This window comes from Xanthomonas phaseoli pv. dieffenbachiae (assembly GCF_008639345.1).
GTDB classification, from domain to species: Bacteria; Pseudomonadota; Gammaproteobacteria; order Xanthomonadales; family Xanthomonadaceae; genus Xanthomonas; species Xanthomonas phaseoli.
Map to the genome: position 1 here is coordinate 4676737 of NZ_CP041380.1, position 17212 is coordinate 4693948.

The following is a 17212-nucleotide window of genomic DNA, read 5'->3' on the forward strand; positions in this document are numbered from 1 at the left end:
GCGGCCGGGCGACGCTTGTTGCGGGCATCCGGTTGCCCGCGCTGTCGCGTGCGGCGCCAGGGGACGTGTGGCCGGCATGCAGCATGCGGCTGGAGCACTACCTGTTGGTGGACTTGTCTGCGGGACGATCGTCGCTGCGTCGCGCACTCAGGCCGGCGCCGAGGTGCCGACCAGGTGCAGTCGTCCGCGCGGACGTGTGCAGACCAGCTCCACGCGGAAGCAGGTGCCGTCCTTGCCGCTGATGATGCGTAATTCGCCTTGATGGGCCTTTGCGATCTGCGCCGCCATATGCAGGCCCAGATCGACATCCGGTAGCGCACGTCCGCCGGTATGCACATGGGTGGAAGCATGCAGCACATCCAGCCGACGCGGATCGATCCCATCCAGATTGCAGACTTCGATGCGTAGCCGGCCATGTTCGGTGACCGCGACGGCCTTGATCAGCGAACTTTGCGGCCCTTGCACGACGGCGTTGATCATTAGGCTGCCGAACATCTGCGCCAGCCGGATCGCATCGCCGTGCACGGGCTCGTCGATGGCCACGTGCGTGGACAGCACCTGGTTGGGGTAGGCGGCGCGGGTTTCGTCCACGACCTGGGAAAGTGCATCGAGCAGGTCGCTCCCGTCGCCATAGTCCAGCTGCAACCAATCGAGTTCGATGCCGCGAGCGAAATCGCAGGCGAAATCAATCAGTTCTTCCATGCGCCGCAGGCTACGCTGCAGCGAGCGGATGGAGCTGCCGTAGCGATGGTTGAGTTGGTCGATGGACAGCGTATCCACCACCGCATGCATGGACTGCAACGGGTTGCGCAGGTCGTGCCCGAGAATGCCGATGAATTCTTCGCGCAAGCGCGCCGAGGCGCCAACGCGACCCAGTTCGCTGCGGGCGCGCCGCGATTCCTGCGCGCTTTCTTCGGCGCGTTGCTCGGCCTGGATCTGTGCGGCCAGCAACTGTGCGAGCAGTTCGACCTTTTCCACCAACGGTGCGTCCATGACGCGCGGCTGCGGGTCCAGCGCGCACAAGGTGCCGAATACGCTGCCGTCGTCGAACTTGATCGGCACCGAGACGTAGCTCTCGAAGCCGTAGAGTCGCGGGGAGGGGTGATCGCGATAGACCGGGTCATCCGACGCATGGCCGAACCACACGGCATTGCCTTTCACCCGCACGCTGTCGCAGAACGTGGTGGCCAGCGGCAGCTCGTCGCCGGGCTGCAGGCCAAAGGACAACGCATCGTGCACCTGGCAGGTGATCCAGCGCGTCTCGGTGACGCGGGCGACGGCGGCAAATCCCATCCCGGTCAGGCGGGTGAGGACGCTCAACACGTCGGCGACCGAGGAGAGCCGGCCAACACGTGCGATATCGGCGCGTAATGCGGGAGGCAGTGGATCCATGAGTGCCTCCAAAGAGTAGACGATTGCCAGTTTACAGGACCGCGGTTGCGCCCGGTTGTGCGCCGCGCCGCTGTCTGCCAGACGCCACGATACGCCTGTCTGACGGCGTCCGCGACGCTTGCGTGAGCGCATCCCGCACGGGTTTAGCAGCGCCTGCAAAGCGTATAGAGCGTGGCCGTTGGTCGCGCGCGGCTGTCGACGAAGCGGTGCCGCACTGTGTGCTGACGTAGGTTCTAGCGGCTGGCGTCAGCGCGACGGTGACGCGCTTGGTGCTGTCGAATGGCCAACTGCGATGTGCAAGCCCCCGCTCTCCAGCGCGATACCGCAGCGCGAACGAGGATGTGCGCGAATGCTGCTCCGGGGCACTGCTGTGCTGGATGCACACCGGCAGCGCGGATGGCTGCGGGTGCATGACCAGCCCCGGCGCTAGGCGACGGGCAGCGGCAAGGCGATCTGCAGCGGATCGATGCGGCCTTCGCCACGCATGATCTTCTTGAACTCGGCCCGGCTGACCGACACATAGCGCTCGTTGCCGCCGATCTCCACCTGCGGGCCATCCTGCACCGCGTGCCCGTGCACATCGACGCGCACGGTCATGGTTGCCTTGCTGCCGCTGTGGCAGATGGTCTTGATCTCTTCCAGCTCGTCGGCCCAGGCCAGCAGGAACTGGCTGCCTTCGAACAACTCGCCGCGAAAATCGGTACGCAAGCCGTAACACAGCACCGGAATCCGCAGACGGTCGACCACCTCGCTCAACTGCCAGACCTGGGCGCGGCTGAGGAATTGCGCTTCGTCCACCAGCACGCAGTGCAACGCGCCGTCGTTGTGGATGTCGCGTTCGACTAGTTGTTGCAATTCGGTGCCGCGCTCGAAGATACGCCCGTCCGCGCGCAGGCCGATGCGCGAGGCGACCACGCCGCTGCCGGCGCGGTGATCGAGTTTGGGCGTGAGGATCAGCGTGCGCATGCCGCGCTCGCGGTAATTGTGCGCCGATTGCAGCAAGGTGGTGGTCTTGCCGGCATTCATCGCCGAATAGTAGAAATAGAGCTTGGCCATCGGGCGATTTTACCGGGCCGGGCGGCAGGATGCGGCGCCTGTGTGTGCGGCGCTGGCGTGGCTGGGCCGGGGCAATGCCTGCCATCGAGCGGGTGGGAGCGCAGCCCCCGGTGATGGGCAAGGGCCAGCGGCACTGGAGACATGAATCCGTCGCGTCGGCCAGCCGCAAGCAGCCCCGGTACAATGGCGCGCTCTGTCGGAAGCCACTATGTACGGTCTCAATCCCCCGCAAAGCGCCGCGGTGCTGCACTGCGAAGGTCCCTTGTTGGTGCTGGCCGGTGCCGGCAGCGGCAAGACGCGCGTGATCGTGGAAAAGATCGCGCATCTGATCGCCATCGGCCGCTATCCGGCCAAGCGGATCGCCGCGATCACCTTCACCAACAAATCGGCCAAGGAAATGCGCGAGCGTGTGGCCAAGCGCATCCGTGGCGACGGCGCCGACGGCCTGACCATCTGCACCTTCCATGCGCTGGGCTTGAAGTTCCTGCAGATCGAACATGCCGCCGCCGGACTGAAGCGCGGGTTCTCGATCTTCGACTCCGATGACGCGGCTGCGCAGATCAAGGACCTGATGCACGGCGCCAAGCCCGATGCGATCGAAGATGCCAAGAACCTGATCTCGCGTGCCAAGAATGCCGGCCTGTCGCCGGAGCAGGCGATGGCGGCCGCACGCAGCACCCGCGAGAAGGAAGCGGCCAGCTTGTACGAGCGCTACCAGGCGCGGCTGACCACCTTCAATGCGGTCGACTTCGACGACCTGATCCGTCTGCCGGTGCAGATCCTGGAAGCCAATGAAGACATCGTGATGGGCTGGCGCGAGCGCATCGGCTACCTGCTGGTGGACGAGTGCCAGGACACCAATGATGCGCAGTACCGATTATTGAAGATGCTGGCCGGGCCGCGCGGCAACTTCACCTGCGTGGGCGACGACGACCAGAGCATCTATGCCTGGCGCGGTGCCAATCCGGAAAACCTGCAGCAGATGGCGCGCGATTATCCGGCGCTGGAAATCATCAAGCTGGAACAGAACTACCGCTGCTCCAATCGTGTGCTGCGTGCGGCCAACGCGTTGATCGCGCATAACCCGCACGAGCATTTGAAGACCTTGTGGAGCGACCAGGCCGACGGCGAGCGCATCCGCGTGTGGGAATGCCGTGACAGCGAGCACGAGGCCGAAAAGGTCGCTGCGGAGATCTCGTTCCTGGGCACCGCCAAGCAGGTGCCGTGGAGCGATTTCTGCATCCTGTTCCGGGGCAATTTCCAGTCGCGGCCGCTGGAAAAAGCGCTGCAGCTGTTGCGCGTGCCGTATCACCTCACCGGCGGCACCGCGTTCCTGGAGCGGCAGGAGGTCAAGGATCTGCTGTCGTGGTTGCGGTTGATCGTCAATCCGGACGACGACGCGGCGTTCCTGCGTGCCGTGCAATCGCCCAAGCGCGAAGTGGGTGCGACCTCGCTGGCGCGTCTGGCCGAGCTGGCCAGCGCCAAGTCGGTACCGATGTCGCGCGCAGCCGAGTCGATGGGCGCCTTGCAGCATTTGCCGCCGCGCGCGGCCAACGGTTTGAGTGCGTTTACCGACATCCTGCGCGACATGCGCGAGCACTCGTCCAGCATGCCGGCCGGCGAGCTGGTGCGCCTGCTCGCCGACAAGTCCGGTCTGCTCAACGACCTGCGCAATCAGTCCAAGGACGAAACCGGCTTCCAGCGGCGCAAGCGCAATCTGGACGAGCTGGCCGAGTGGTTCGAAGGTGGTCCGCGCGGCGCCAGCGCCAGCGATCTGGCTGCGCAGTTGGCGTTGCTGTCGCGCAACGACAAGGACGATGGCGGCAACCAGGTGCGCATGATGACCATGCATGCGTCCAAGGGATTGGAATTTCGCTATGTCTTCATCGTCGGCTGCGAGGACGGCGTGCTGCCGCACGAAGTGAGCCTGGAAGAAGGCAATTTGCAGGAAGAGCGCCGCCTGCTGTACGTGGGCATCACCCGCGCCAAGGAGCAGTTGTGGATGAGTCACAGCAAGCTGACGCGCAAGTTCGGCGAGCATGTGCGACTGAAGCCGAGCCGGTTTTTCGATGAGATTCCGGCCGAAGAACTGCAGCGCGATGGCGCCGACCCGGTGGCCGATGCCGAGCGCAAGAAAGAACGCGCCAGTGCGGGATTGGCGGCGATCCAGGCATTGTTCGATTGAGTTCCACTGAGTCGCGCGGGCAGCGTGGTGCCACCTGCATGAAGGGGTGAGCCTGGCACGCAACACGGTGCTGGGCGTGGGCCGGATGCGCTGCTGGTGCGTGCGTAGCACACATCGGTTGCGAAGCGTGCCTGGCGCTTAGCCTTCTGAGCCGGCTCCACTGCACGGCATCGCCTGTGAAAGGACAGAGCGCATCGTGCAATGACCTGCCATGCGGTGGCAGAAGAAGTACATCAGGGCTCAGCGTTGCAGCTCGACATGCGCACTACGCGCTGAGGCACGCGACCTGCCACAGAAGCGGAGCAGCCTGGTATGCAGGCCCGGCATGATGGCTCGCGCTGTCGTTCGCCGGCCCAAGCCCGAAGCGCCGCCGGCCAACGATGCAAGCCGGCAACGCGCCGATGGCCGCAAGACGCACCGGTGGTGCGTGACGATTGCACCGCCCAACCTGCGTGACATCACCGACCTTGCGCGCCATGCAGCGTGGCCATGCGTGCTGTGGTCAGGCTTGTCAGTGCCATTGCCGCACGGCAGTCTGAGGCTCCCGCCAACGGAGTGCACCGTGACCGTCATCCTCGAAACCGCTCGCGTGCGCTTGCGTCTGCTTGACCCCGAGCGTGATGCAGAGGCGATGCTGGCACTGGTCAACGATCCTGCCTTCATCGCCGGCATCAACGACCGCGGCATCCGCACCCGCGAGCAGGCGCGCGAGCATGTGCGCGAATGGGCGCAGGCCCATCAGCAACAACACGGCTTCGCGCACTGGGCGCTGGAAACGCGCGAGGCAAGCGCCTTCATGGGCACCTTGGGTCTGTTGTGCCGCGAGACCTTGCCGGTGCCGCATATCGGGTTCGCGCTGTTGCCCGCGTATCGCGGCAAGGGCTATGTGACCGAAGCCGGGCGCGCGGTGCTGGAGCATGCACGCCAGCGACTGGGATTGACGCAAGTGTGCGCGATCGTTTCGCCAGGCAATGCGGAGTCGATCCGCGCGCTGGAAGCGCTGGGGCTGCGCTACGACAGCTTGCGGGTGCTGAGTCTCGGCACCGAGGCCGTGGCGTACTACACGATCGACCTCCGCCCCGGTGGCGTGGACAGCTGAGCGGCGCTGCGTCACCCTGCCGGCTGTTTTCCACCGCACAGGGATGCCTGCATGGCACTGTTGGTCAACGCCTATTCCACGCTGCGCGCGCCGCTGTGGCCGGACTTTCTGCCAACCACTGCCGTGCAGCATCGCGACCACGCCGACCCGGAACTGGCCGCGCATCTGCATGGGTTTGTCGGCTACGTGAATCAGGCCGGCGATGGGCAGATGACGCAATCGCGCTATCACCTGATGCGGCATGTGCAGCGGGTGCGCCAGCACTTCAGCTTCGAGGTGGACGATGCGGCATTCGGCGCGCTGGCGCAGTGGGCCGAGCAGGCCAATGCCGTGTGTTTCCTGGCCGATGGCAGCGTGCGCGACCCGCAGGGCCGGGTGCTGATCAGCCAGGGCGAGCCGCTACTGGATGCGCAGGCGCAGCTGCCCTATCCACCGGACGCGCTGGAGCGCCGCGCGCGGCAGCACGACCAGCTGGCAGCGCTGGGCATCCGCGTGCCACCGAGCCTGCCACCGGTGCCGGGGGAGGCCGAGGCCCGCCTGCGGACGCCGGACAGCATTGCCGCGCGCATGCTGGGGTTGTTTGCGGTGGCGCTGCGGGCGGAAATCCTGGCCGCCGGCGATACGCCGCCGTCGCTGACCGACATGGCCGAACGCCTGCCGGGACTGCAGGCCGCCGTGTCACCGCAGGAACAGGCATTTTTCGAACACGCGCAGCCGGATGCGCAGCAACTGGCCAACTTCGGCTGGCGCTACGAAAGCCTGGCGCTGCTGCAATGGGCAGTGGGCATGACCGACACCCTGCCGCTGCCCACCGCTCTATGCGATGTGCCCGGCGTGGCGCAGCGCGCGCTGGAGCGGGCCGAGACTCCCACAGCACCGCCGCCAACGCTGCGCCCGGTGCCGGAGCTGCTGGATGCGCTGGACCGCCACCTGCGCCTGCACTGGGCAGTGCGCCAGGCCGGGCAAACCGGTCAGACGGTCCCCGCCGGCATCGTGCCCGGCGTGGTGTACGAGCGGCATTACGCGCTCAACTGGCTGCTGCACTTCGAAGACGCCGACTGGGACGAGGTGGATACACCGACCTGAGCGTCGCGAGCGCCGCTGCGACCTCGGCGCTGCATGGGGCTTGGCGCAATGCATCCGCCTGGCGTTGCGTCTTCGCGCCTGCCCCAGCGTGTGATTCTCACATGCGCTAGCCGAGGAAGGACATGGCATGGGTCAGCGAGCGATCGGTCTGCAGATCCAGTAAACGGCCGTGCGCGTCGTGGAACAGCAGATGGCCGGACTGCTCGCGCACCTTGACCGCGATGCCCGCAGGCCAGTCCAGCGACGCAACGATGCCGCCGTCCTGGTGGCGCACCACCAGATAGCGCGAGCCATGCGGCCAATGCAGGCCAACCAGGAATCCCGCTTCAAGCGCCACCACGTTTGAGCCATCCGGCGTGCCGGATGCGGCGCTGCGTTCGTGCAAACGGCGCTGACGGGCGCTGCCGGAGTGCTGGTAGTGCAGCCAAATGTCGCCATCGGGATCGGCGCGCACATCCGCTTGCTGCACGCTGCCCAGCCGATGCGCGAGCAGCGGCGTTTGCGGCTCAACGCGCAGGGACTCGCGCGCCTTGAGGCGTCGCGCAGGCAGGCTGTAGGTCCAGTCTTCCAGGTGCTCGCGGGCCTGCACGAGATACACCTCGCAATCGCTGAAGAATCCCGCCGCAATCACCGGGCCGGGCAGGTCACCGACGTGCCACAGCACGCGGTGCAGATCCTTGTCGGTATCGACGACCAGCAGCCGGTTGTCGACCACGATGCTCCAGCCGATTCCGCTGTAGCTGGGCGCGGCGTACTGCAGCGCGATCTGGCCAAGGTCGCGCACCGCATGGGTGATCAAATCCAGCCGATGGACGGTGGACACGCGCTCACGCGGTGCGATTGCCAGGGCGACCTGCCCACTGTCGGCGATGACCACACCGAATGCAGGCGCCGGGTAGCGCCGCAGCAGGCGCCCGTGCGCGTCCACCACCGCCGCACCGGCTTCGCCCAGGGCCAGAAGATAACGGCGACCCGGGAGTGCAGCCACATCGTGGATGGCCGCCAGACCGGCCTGCGGTGCCTGCAGTCGCAGGGTGGTGGCGCCGTCCCATAGTTTGGATTGGCTGGCCGTGACGTGTGGTTTGAAGGCGGGAATATCGGCGCTGAGCAGTGGGTCGTTGGCCAGTTTCAGCAGCGTGGTCAGATCGCCGACCGACAAGCTGTTGCGTGCGAGGGCATGATCGGCGGCAATCGCCGGCAGCAACTGCCGTGTCAGCTGTTGCAGCCAGCGGTTGGGGGACGCATCCACCAGCAGCGCTGCTGCCATTTCGCTGCGCGGTGCCGGATCGGCGGTGGGGTCCGCAAGCGCGGCGATGCGGTCGGCGTACTGTTCCAGCGTGTCTGGCAACAGCTGCGCGCGCTTGACCAGGGCGCGTGCGCGCAGCGTGCTGCCGGCCTGTTCCGCGGCCAACAGCCACTGCGCGGCCCGGTTGCGCGCAGTGTGCAGCGGCCACACCGCGTCCACGGCGGCCAGCCAGTCGCCGGCCTGCACCAGTGCCTGGCCCCATTCCAGCCGCAGCGCGTCGGCCAGCGCGCGCTCGGTGCCGTGCAGCAGCTGGATGGCGGCGGCAAAGGCGCCATCGCGGCGCGCCACCTGCACCGCACGCGCGTGGTCGCCGGACAGCATCAGCAGCCGGATGATCATCGCCGCCGACATGTCCCAGCCCAGCGCCAGCTCCGCGGCCTGTTTGTAGCGAGCGTGCTTGACCAGATAGTCCAGCGCCTCCTGGCGCGCATTGAGCAATTCGGCCAGCACGAACACCGCACGATCGATCTGCCCCTCTCGGTCCAGGCGCGCGAAGGCGCTGCGATAGGTCGCGCGCAGATGCGCCTGCAGCTCTTCGCCCAGGCCGATGCTGGTGCCGGCGCCGCGCGTGCGTGACAGACTCAGGTCGCTGCGCCGCTGGGGCACCCCGAACGCCTGCCCCAACGACTCGCCCACGCCATCGAGCGGCAGCGCGTTGCGCAAGGCTTCGTCCAGATCGCCAGTGTCGAACTGGCGCAGCATCCGGCGCATGTAGGCGCCCTGGTGACGTCCGACCAGGGTGCGCTGAGCGCGCGCCAGCAGGCGTTGCCACAGCGTGTTGTTCTCAACGCCGGGGCGCTGCGTCTTCAGCGCGTGCAGAAACGCATCGCGCTCGGCGCTGGCTGGTGGGACGGCATTGCCCAGCAGTTGCCGCAGCGGTTTGCCGCGCAGCCGGTCCACCTCCAGCGGTGGCTCGCCCGGGCTGCAGTCGTAGGGCATGTGCAGCGGGTAGCCGGACACGTCGATCGCCTCGGATGGATCCAGCGCCACCGCGTGTTGCCACTGCAAGGCGATCACCTGGGCGCCATGGACCAGGCCGATATCGGCGGAGGGTAACTGCGCCGCCTCGGCGGCGGTCAGCGCGCCGGAGAACAGGCCGCCATGCACCTGGCACAGCACCAGGCCGGGCGCCTGCTCGCAAACCAGCGCACGCGGCGCAGCGAAGCACAGCACATCGCCGTCGGCAAAGCGCAGCGCCCGGCTACCGGGTTGCCAGGCGCGTACTAGCCTGGCCAGGCGTTGGTCCGGGCTGAGCCACGCTGCCGAGAACCACAGCGCCGATACCATCTGGCTGCCATGCCACAGCGGGTACCGCACGCTGGCGCCCGCGTTGTCCGTGCGTGCGGAACTACTCATGGCCGGGTTGCTCGGCCTGGCCCTGCACGACCATCAGCGGGGTCAGCCCGCCATCGCCCAGGATCCACGCCTGCCCCTGCAGGGTGACCAGTGCAACCCGCGCGCCATCGCTGGACACCGCCGCGGCGCTGATCTCGCTGGCGGCACGATGCAGTGTCCGCCGGCCGCTGGCCCCGATGGCGAGCAGCGCGCGACGATCGGCGCGCAGTACCAGCAGCAGGCTGTGCTGCGGTGCGTCCGGGTCGCCGATCAGGCCAATCGGTCTGTCGCCGGATGCCACGATCGCCTCGAATTCCTGAAAGCCATCGGCCGGCCCCCCGTGCAGCACCCGGTACGCCAGCGAGCGGTCGCCACCGGCCTGACGGCTTGCCAGTTCCAGGGCAATGGCGCCACGCCATTGACCCTCCTGGGGCAGGCTGCGCAGCAACACGACCGGCGGACGCGACCCCAGCGCCAGCTGCAGGACCAGGTCCTGCTTGCCAGCGCGGTGCAGGCGTAGCAGCCGCAATTCGCCAGCGGCATGAGTGGCGTAGACCGCGTGTTCGGCATCGCTTTGCGCCAACGCCACCACCTGCCCGGCGATCTCGCTGCCTTGCGCAACCCGCTGCCGCCGGTTGGTATCGCGCGTCCACGTCATCAGCCGGCTGTGCTGGTCCCACAACAGGAACCGCTGCGGCATGCCGCCGCTGTTGAGCCACACGCACGGACGCAGCCGCACCTGGCCGGGCGCGGGGCAGATGCTCTGCCCGCCGGCCTCGATGGAGCCGCGCATGCCCTCGAGATTCCAGAACCCGGCCTGCTCCCGTATAGCGACGATGCCGCCCACGTGCCTGTTCTGCGCCGCGAGGCACAGCGGCTGACCGCCCTGCGCCCATTGGTGGTAGCGCGGCGCCACCCGTTTGGCGATGTCGGCGGGCTGCACCTTCACCATCGCGCTGCGGCAGCCGTCTGCCAGCAGCAGCGCGACATGGCTGCCGTCCGGGCTGAACAGCGGCGCATGGCGCAGCGAAAACTTGCCCCTGACCACGTGTTTCGCGGTGTCTGCCTCGGCAGGGCGTTGCATGTCGATGAAATGCCCGCGCAGCAGCTGCCTGGCGGCCATGCTCGCAGGCACCGGCAACAGGCTGCTGCGGGTGCCGTGGCGCGTCTGCAGCATCACCTGCAGATGCGCATCGGCCGCAGGCGCGATGCCGGCCTGGTGGTGGAACGGTGCCGCATGCACCGGCTGCGCGCCGATCCACCAGCACTCGCTGGTGGTGGGCGTCGCGCTTGCCAACTGCGTGGCCCAGGCCAGCGCATGCTGCAGGCCGGTCGCCTCGAACGTGCGGCCCTGCAGCAGCTGTTGCAGCCGGGCGGGGCTGTCGGCGTCGTGCAGGTCGCCGGGCAGATGCGCCAGGCCCCAGACAAAGCGCGCATTGGCGGACTGCGCACGGCGTGCCAGCAGGATCCACAACGCAATCTGCGCCAGACGCGGCGCCCCCCATTGCGCCGGACCGGCATCGAAGATCGCCACCAGACGGGCATCGCGCGCGCGCGCCTGCATGCGGGGCACCAGGAACAGGTGTTCGGCGTGTGCGGCACGGCGCAGGAATTCCTCCGGCAATGCGTCGGCAAGTGCCCACTCGCTCAGCAGCAGATGCGTGTAGCTGCCGCGTCGGCGCAGGTCGTCGATGCCGTCCGGCTCGGCGTCTCCGTCGGCGCGGCGCAGGCTGTCGCGGCCGAGCAAGGGGTCAAGACGCAGCAGCCAGGTGCCGAGCTGGGAGGCGATTTCCGGGTCGAACCAGTCCAGCCACAGCCGCCAGGCCTGTAGCGGGGCGGGTAGCTGCAGCGCGGCACTCACGCGGCCTCCCAGTGCTGACGGATCTGCGCCACGACCTCGGGACGCGCCGGCAGCAACCGATGCAGTGGCAGCACCAGCGCAGGTGAGCGCAGCAGCAACAACGGCTGCAGCCCGTACTGGCGGCGCAGCGCACGCTCCAGCAGTTCCAGCGCAAGGTCGGGGCGTTCGGCGGTGGGCAACCACAGGCCGGCGGCGTCCGCGCGCGGTGCCACGTATTGCACACCGTTGGCCCAGGGCAGCTGCGTTGCAGGGCCGGTCAGCAGCACGGCGTGCGCCGTGGCGCTAACCAGCAAGCCCGCGCCGTCGGGCACGCGCTCCCATGCCGCCAGCAACGCGCGTGCGGCATCGCCCACGCCGATCACCCCCTGCGGGGCGACCGGCACCGGCTCGTCCTGCCACGACCAGTTCACGCGCCGCTGCCGATCTGCTCGATCAGGCGCGTGCGTTCGTGGGCCAGCTCGGCCGGCAGCGAGGCGGCCGTGAAGTTGGCATCGATCTCGCGCAGCAAGGCTTCGGCCATGGTGCGCAGGGCCGGAGTGTGCGGATCCTGCAGACAGCACTGGGCGGCCTCGACCAGCCGCGCAGTGCGCGAGAGCGGTTGCAGGGCGGCCTGTTCGACGGCCGCGCGCAGGGTGGGATTGGCAGCAGCGGCCAGGGTGCCGCGCAGCAGGTCCTGTGCGCTGGTTTGCTGCTCGCGTGTCGGCAGCACATAGAACAGCGGCCACAGATCGGCCTCGCTGGCCTGGGTGCGTCCGGCCAGCACGCAGGCGGCGGCGATCAGCCGCTGGGTCTTGACCAGGCGGCGGTCCGAGAGCTGCATGCCGGCGCCGCGCAATGTCCGGATCGCCGCGGCCACCGCCGTGCGTGCGCCATCCATGTCCACCATGCGTGCCTGCGCGCACAACAGGTCCAGGTCGGCCAGCCCGGCGGTGTGTTGCAGCGGTGCGCGCTCGGACTGCCAGCCGCCGGCGAGCAAGGCCTCCAGCTGGTGATCGGCCACCGGGTCGACGAACAGATGCAGCAGGAAGCGGTCGCTGAAGGCCGCCAGCGCATCGTCTTCCGGCAGCGCGTTGGCCGCGCCCACGCACAGGCGCAACGGGCAGTGCAGGTCGGTCTGGCCACGCCGGAAGCGGCGCTCGTTGAGTAGCCCGAGCAAGGTATTGAGGATGGCGGTGGAACCTAGGAAGACTTCGTCGAGGAAGGCGATGTCCGCTTCCGGCAACATCCCGGTGACATCGATCTGCATGCTGCCCTCGCGCAATTTGCGCAGGTCCACCGGGCCGAACAGCTCGGCCGGTTCGGTGAAGCGACCCAGCAGATATTCGAAATAACGCCCGCCCAGCGCGGCGGCGACGCGGCGCACCACCGCGCTCTTGGCGGTGCCCGGCGGGCCGATGATCAGCAGGTGTTCCTGGGCCACCGCTGCCAGCACGATCAGTTCGGCCAGTTGATCGCGTTCGATCAACCCGCTGGTGGCGGAGTGGACGGTGGCGCGAACACGCGCGGCGGCATCAGACGGGGCTTGCATGCGGTCGATCCTTCGAGAGAACGCGCGACCGGCCGCTGCGCGGACGATCGGTGGTGGGCAATGGAACGGGCAGCCCCGCTTAACGAGGCTGCCATGGATGTGCGGGTATCCTGCCCGCTCACCGAGCCAGGGAGGCAATGCAATGACGATTGGTCAGTATTCGGAATTCTATCGTGGCAAGCGGGTGGTGGACTTCAGCGTCGATCAGCCGGCCAGCGGCGGCGATGTGGTGTACCGGCTGCGGCAGGAGTACGAAGGTGAGGACACCCAGGCGGCGCTGCTCGACAGCCTGCTGGCGCAGGTCGATCCGGCCAGCATCCAGGCGTTGATCATCGGCTCGTGGCGCGAATCGCATGATGAAGGCCCCAGCGGCTATCTGCAGCGCTTGATCGAACGCCGTGACGAATTGCCTGCGCTGCGCGCGCTGTTCGTCGGCGACATGACCTACGAAGACTGCGAGATCTCCTGGATCATCCAGACCGACTACACGCCTCTGCTGGCCGCGTTTCCGGCGCTGCAGTCGCTGCGCGTGCGCGGCTCCTCGCAATTGAAGCTGACGCCGTTTGCGCATGCGCAGCTGCAGGAACTGGCGATCGAATGCGGCGGTCTGCCATCGGCGATCGTGCAGGCGATCGCCGCCTCCACGCTGCCGGCCCTGCAGCGCCTGGAGCTGTGGCTGGGCGTGGAGGATTACGGCTTCGATGGCGACCTGGGCACCTACCAGCGGTTGCTGGCGGCGATCGGCCCCGAACGGCTGCGCTATCTGGGCCTGCGCAACGCCGCCAACACTGATGAACTGGCCAGCTGGCTGGCGACCCAGCCATGGCTCGGTGGCCTGGAGACCTTGGACCTGTCGCTGGGCACCATTGGTGATGCCGGTGCGCGCGCGCTGGTCGAAAGCACCCAACTGGGCCAGCTGCAGCGGATCGATCTGAGCCATCACTACATTTCTGCCGACTGGCAGGCCCGGCTGGCAGCGCTGCCGGTGACGGTGATCCTGGAGGATCCCGAAGAGGAAGACGAGGACGAGCGCTACGTCGCCGTCTCCGAATGAGGTGAGCGTGCCTTGGGTCGTGGTGGGGCCGCGGGACAGCCGCAGGGTCGCGGCCCTGCAGCAGGCATTGCAGGCGCAGGGACATCCTGCGGCGGCGGTGTTCGACTATCTGCAGCTGCTGCAGACGCCAGCGCCGCTGCAGGACTGGCTGGCACGCCACCCGGCCGCGCGGGTCAAGCTCGAATCGCCCGGGGAGGCGCCTGAGGTGCATCAGGCGCTGGTGCTGCGCGGCTGGCGTCGGCTGGGAGCGCAGGGCGCGGCGCCGGCACCGCTGGCGCATGGCGAGCTGGCCCATCAGCAGCTGTGGTACGCCGGGTTTGCGGACCTGCTCGCGTCGCTGCCGGCCGCGCAGTATCTGAACCCGCCGGCCGGCCTGCTGGCGATGACGGACAAACTCGCCTGCCAGCAGCGCCTGGCTGCCGCAGGCGTGGCTGTGCCTACGCTGCTGGGCAGCGTGAGCAGCTATGCCGAGATGCGCGCTTGCCTGCAGGCCAGCGGCTGCAGCCAGGCGTTTCTCAAGCCGCGCTATGGATCGTCCGGCGCCGGCGTGCTGGCGTATCGCTGGCACCGCGACGGGCGTGAGATCGCCAGCGGCTCGGCCGAGCTGGTCGTGGAGCAGGGCCGCGTGCGGGTGTTCAATGCGTTGCGCCAGCGCCACTACACCCAACGCACCGAGATTGCGCCGCTGGTGGATGCGATCGCCGCGCAGGGCGCTTATCTGGAGCGGTGGATTCCCAAGCCGCGCGCGCCCGGCTTGCCGGGCCATCACTACGACCTGCGGGTCGTCGCGCTGGATGGCGTGGCGCGGCAACGCGTGGCACGCGCCAGCCGCGGCGCGCTGACCAATCTGCATCTGGGCAATACGCGTCTGCCAGCGCAGGCGTGGCAGGGCGCGGACGTGGACGCGCTGGTGTCGGCCACGGTGGCGCAGGCCGCGCGCGTGTTTGCCGACTGCCGCATGATCGGCTTCGACCTGATCCAGCGCGACGGGCGCTGCCACGTGCTGGAAGCCAATGGGTTCGGTGACCTGCTGCCGGAGCTGCGCTGGCAGGGGCGAACGACCTACGAAGATCAGGCGGCACTCGGCACGGTTGCTACCCATGCCGATGCCGGCGACGGGAGACGACGGCATGGCTGAGCAATTGCCGGACATGCACGCCATCGTCGGTGCGCGCGATATCGTGTTCATCACCCTGGATACGCTGCGTTACGACGCCGCGCAGCGCTGCTTTGCGCGCGGCGAACTGCCGGTGCTGGCGCCGTATCTGCCGGCCGATGGCTGGGAACGGCGGCATACCCCGGGCAGCTTCACCTACGCCGCCCACATGGCCTTCTTCGCCGGCTTCCTGCCCACGCCTGCCCGCCAGGGCCCGCATCCGCGCCTGTTCGCGCTGGCCTTCGATGGCAGCGAGACCATCGTGGCGCAGACCCAGGTGTTTGCCGACAGCGGCGACATCGTCGATGGCCTGGCGCGGTGCGGCTATCGCACGCTGTGCATCGGCGGCACCGGATTTTTCAACAAGCGCAACGCACTCGGTCGGCAGTTGCCCGGCCTGTTCCAGGAGAGCCACTGGACGCCGGACTTCGGCGTGACCGCGATCGACTCCACCGAGCATCAAGTGGCATTGGCCTGCGCGCGCCTGGGCGACCCGGCGCTGCGCGACACGCGCTGCTTCCTGTTCGTCAACGTCTCGGCCCTGCACCAGCCCAACCGGCACTATGTCCCCGGTGCGGCCAGCGACGATTTCGAAAGCCATTGCGCCGCGCTGCGCTATGTCGATGCGGCATTGGCGCCGTTGTTTGCGGCGCTGCGCGCGCGCGGCGGTGCGTTTGCCATTATCTGTTCCGATCACGGCACCGCCTACGGCGAGGATGGTTACCATGGCCATCGTCTGGCCCACGAGGTGGTGATGACCGTGCCTTATGCCCATTTCCTGGTCACCCCATGAGCTTGCCGTCGTTGGCCGATCTGCTGCGCTTGCCGCCGTATCAGGCGTATTCGTATTCGTACCCGCATAAAACCAGTTATCGGCCGTTGCAGCCGGCGGTGCCGTTGTCGCAGGTGTGGGCCGACGAGCGCCGGCAGGCGCTGTTCCTGTATCTGCACATCCCGTTCTGTTCCTATCGTTGCGGGTTCTGCAACCTGTTCGCGCTGGCACGGCCAGCGCCGGCGCAGGTGGAGGCCTACCTGGCGCAGATGGAACGGCAACTGCAGGCCACCGTGCAGGCGCTGGGCGCGCACCGTTTCGTGCGCTTTGCGATGGGCGGGGGCACGCCGAGCTATCTGGACGCGGCGCAATTGCGGCGCGTGTTCGACATGGTGGCGCGCCACGCGACGATCGCGCTGGATACCATCCCGGCCGGGATCGAGGTCTCGCCGGAAACCGTCGATGCCGAGAAGCTGCAGGTGTTGCGGCAGGCCGGGATCGACCGCGTCAGCATGGGCATCCAGAGTTTCAGTGCCGCCGAGGTGAGCGCGCTGGTGCGGCCGCAGCAGCGCGAGACGGTGGAACGTGCGATCGACATCATTCGCGCGCAGGGCATTACCACGCTGAACCTGGATCTGATCTACGGCATCGCCGGGCAGACCGTGGAAAGCTTCCTGGCCTCCATCGACAGCGCGCTCCAGCATGCGCCCGAGGAGCTGTATCTGTATCCGTTGTACGTGCGGCCGATGACCGGGTTGGGCCGGATCGAGGCCAAGGCCGGCGGGCGACGCAGCTTCGTGCTGCAGCCCGAACCACTGGACGAACGCCTGGCGTTGTACCGGGCCGGGCGCGACCGGCTGCTGGCAGCCGGCTACACCCAGATCTCGATGCGCATGTTCCGCGCCCCGCATGCACCCGATGGCGACGCGCCTGTGTACTGCTGCCAGAGCGATGGCATGGTCGGCATCGGCTGCGGTGCGCGCTCGTATACCGCCGGGCTGCATTACTCCAGCGAATACGGGGTGAGCCGGCGCTCGGTGGCGGATATACTCGAACACTATCTGCAGCGCGACCCGGCCAGCTTTGCACGCGCCGACTACGGCATTGCGCTGGACGCCGACGATGCGCGGCGGCGGCATGCGATCCAGTCGCTGCTGGTGGTGCCAGGGCTGGATCGCGATGACTTCCGCCAGCGTTTCGGCATGGACTGCCTGGATGCCTTGCCGCAGCTGCAGGAGTTGCTGGCGCTGGGGCTGGCGCAGTGGCAGGGCAGCCTGCTGTCGCTCACCGCCGCCGGCATGGAGCGCGCCGATACCATTGGCCCGTGGCTGACCTCGGCGCCGATCGTCGAGCGCATGCAGCAGTACCAGGTCGGGTAGGCG

The 17212-nt window shown here is 68.0% G+C and carries 13 protein-coding genes; 7 read left to right on the top strand and 6 right to left on the bottom strand.

What is annotated here, in order from left to right; genetic code table 11:
* Nucleotides 1–147 precede the first annotated feature (147 nt).
* Nucleotides 148–1392: a GAF domain-containing sensor histidine kinase gene (locus FLG15_RS20845; RefSeq protein ID WP_057679972.1), complete on the bottom strand. Its 1245-nt coding sequence runs from the start codon at nt 1390–1392 to the stop codon at nt 148–150.
* Between the two features lie 426 nt (nt 1393–1818).
* On the bottom strand, nt 1819–2448 hold the full coding sequence (locus FLG15_RS20850; RefSeq protein ID WP_017155167.1) for a thymidine kinase: 630 nt from the start codon (nt 2446–2448) through the stop codon (nt 1819–1821).
* A gap of 208 nt (nt 2449–2656) precedes the next feature.
* On the opposite strand from FLG15_RS20850, the gene rep reads away from it, so the two are divergent.
* The 3 genes from rep to FLG15_RS20865 all read left to right on the top strand — a co-directional run bounded on the left by rep (nt 2657) and on the right by FLG15_RS20865 (nt 6818).
* The gene (gene rep, locus FLG15_RS20855; RefSeq protein ID WP_007971162.1) at nt 2657–4633 is read left to right on the top strand and encodes a DNA helicase Rep; all 1977 of its coding nucleotides are present in this window, start codon (nt 2657–2659) and stop codon (nt 4631–4633) included.
* A gap of 562 nt (nt 4634–5195) precedes the next feature.
* Nucleotides 5196–5732 carry a GNAT family N-acetyltransferase gene (locus tag FLG15_RS20860; protein WP_150147277.1) on the top strand — a complete coding sequence of 179 codons (537 nt, stop codon included), beginning with the start codon at nt 5196–5198 and terminating at the stop codon, nt 5730–5732.
* 51 nt (nt 5733–5783) lie between these two features.
* The gene (locus FLG15_RS20865; protein ID WP_057679973.1) at nt 5784–6818 is read left to right on the top strand and encodes a DUF4272 domain-containing protein; all 1035 of its coding nucleotides are present in this window, start codon (nt 5784–5786) and stop codon (nt 6816–6818) included.
* Nucleotides 6819–6924: 106 nt separating this feature from the next.
* On the opposite strand, the gene FLG15_RS20870 is transcribed toward FLG15_RS20865, so the two are convergent.
* The 4 genes from FLG15_RS20870 to FLG15_RS20885 are packed head-to-tail and all read right to left on the bottom strand — an operon-like array spanning nt 6925 to nt 12848.
* Nucleotides 6925–9480: a bpX6 domain-containing protein gene (locus FLG15_RS20870; protein ID WP_150147280.1), complete on the bottom strand. Its 2556-nt coding sequence runs from the start codon at nt 9478–9480 to the stop codon at nt 6925–6927.
* On the bottom strand, nt 9473–11320 hold the full coding sequence (locus tag FLG15_RS20875; RefSeq protein ID WP_057687122.1) for a hypothetical protein: 1848 nt from the start codon (nt 11318–11320) through the stop codon (nt 9473–9475). Before FLG15_RS20875 ends, FLG15_RS20870 begins: the two co-directional genes overlap by 8 nt.
* On the bottom strand, nt 11317–11730 hold the full coding sequence (locus FLG15_RS20880) for a bpX5 domain-containing protein (protein ID WP_039569919.1): 414 nt from the start codon (nt 11728–11730) through the stop codon (nt 11317–11319). The genes FLG15_RS20875 and FLG15_RS20880 overlap by 4 nt, the downstream gene beginning before the upstream one ends.
* Nucleotides 11727–12848, bottom strand: coding sequence for an AAA family ATPase (locus FLG15_RS20885; RefSeq protein WP_150147283.1), 1122 nt, complete (start codon nt 12846–12848; stop codon nt 11727–11729). Before FLG15_RS20885 ends, FLG15_RS20880 begins: the two co-directional genes overlap by 4 nt.
* 142 nt (nt 12849–12990) lie before the next feature.
* On the opposite strand from FLG15_RS20885, the gene FLG15_RS20890 reads away from it, so the two are divergent.
* The 4 genes from FLG15_RS20890 to FLG15_RS20905 are packed head-to-tail and all read left to right on the top strand — an operon-like array spanning nt 12991 to nt 17209.
* A complete protein-coding gene (locus FLG15_RS20890; RefSeq protein WP_057679830.1) occupies nt 12991–13902 on the top strand; it encodes an STM4015 family protein in 912 nt (303 codons plus the stop codon).
* Nucleotides 13903–13921: 19 nt separating this feature from the next.
* Nucleotides 13922–15040: an STM4014 family protein gene (locus tag FLG15_RS20895; protein ID WP_057679833.1), complete on the top strand. Its 1119-nt coding sequence runs from the start codon at nt 13922–13924 to the stop codon at nt 15038–15040.
* Nucleotides 15033–15851 carry an STM4013/SEN3800 family hydrolase gene (locus FLG15_RS20900; protein WP_204243824.1) on the top strand — a complete coding sequence of 273 codons (819 nt, stop codon included), beginning with the start codon at nt 15033–15035 and terminating at the stop codon, nt 15849–15851. Before FLG15_RS20895 ends, FLG15_RS20900 begins: the two co-directional genes overlap by 8 nt.
* The gene (locus tag FLG15_RS20905; RefSeq protein ID WP_057679828.1) at nt 15848–17209 is read left to right on the top strand and encodes an STM4012 family radical SAM protein; all 1362 of its coding nucleotides are present in this window, start codon (nt 15848–15850) and stop codon (nt 17207–17209) included. The genes FLG15_RS20900 and FLG15_RS20905 overlap by 4 nt, the downstream gene beginning before the upstream one ends.
* Nucleotides 17210–17212: the final 3 nt, after the last annotated feature.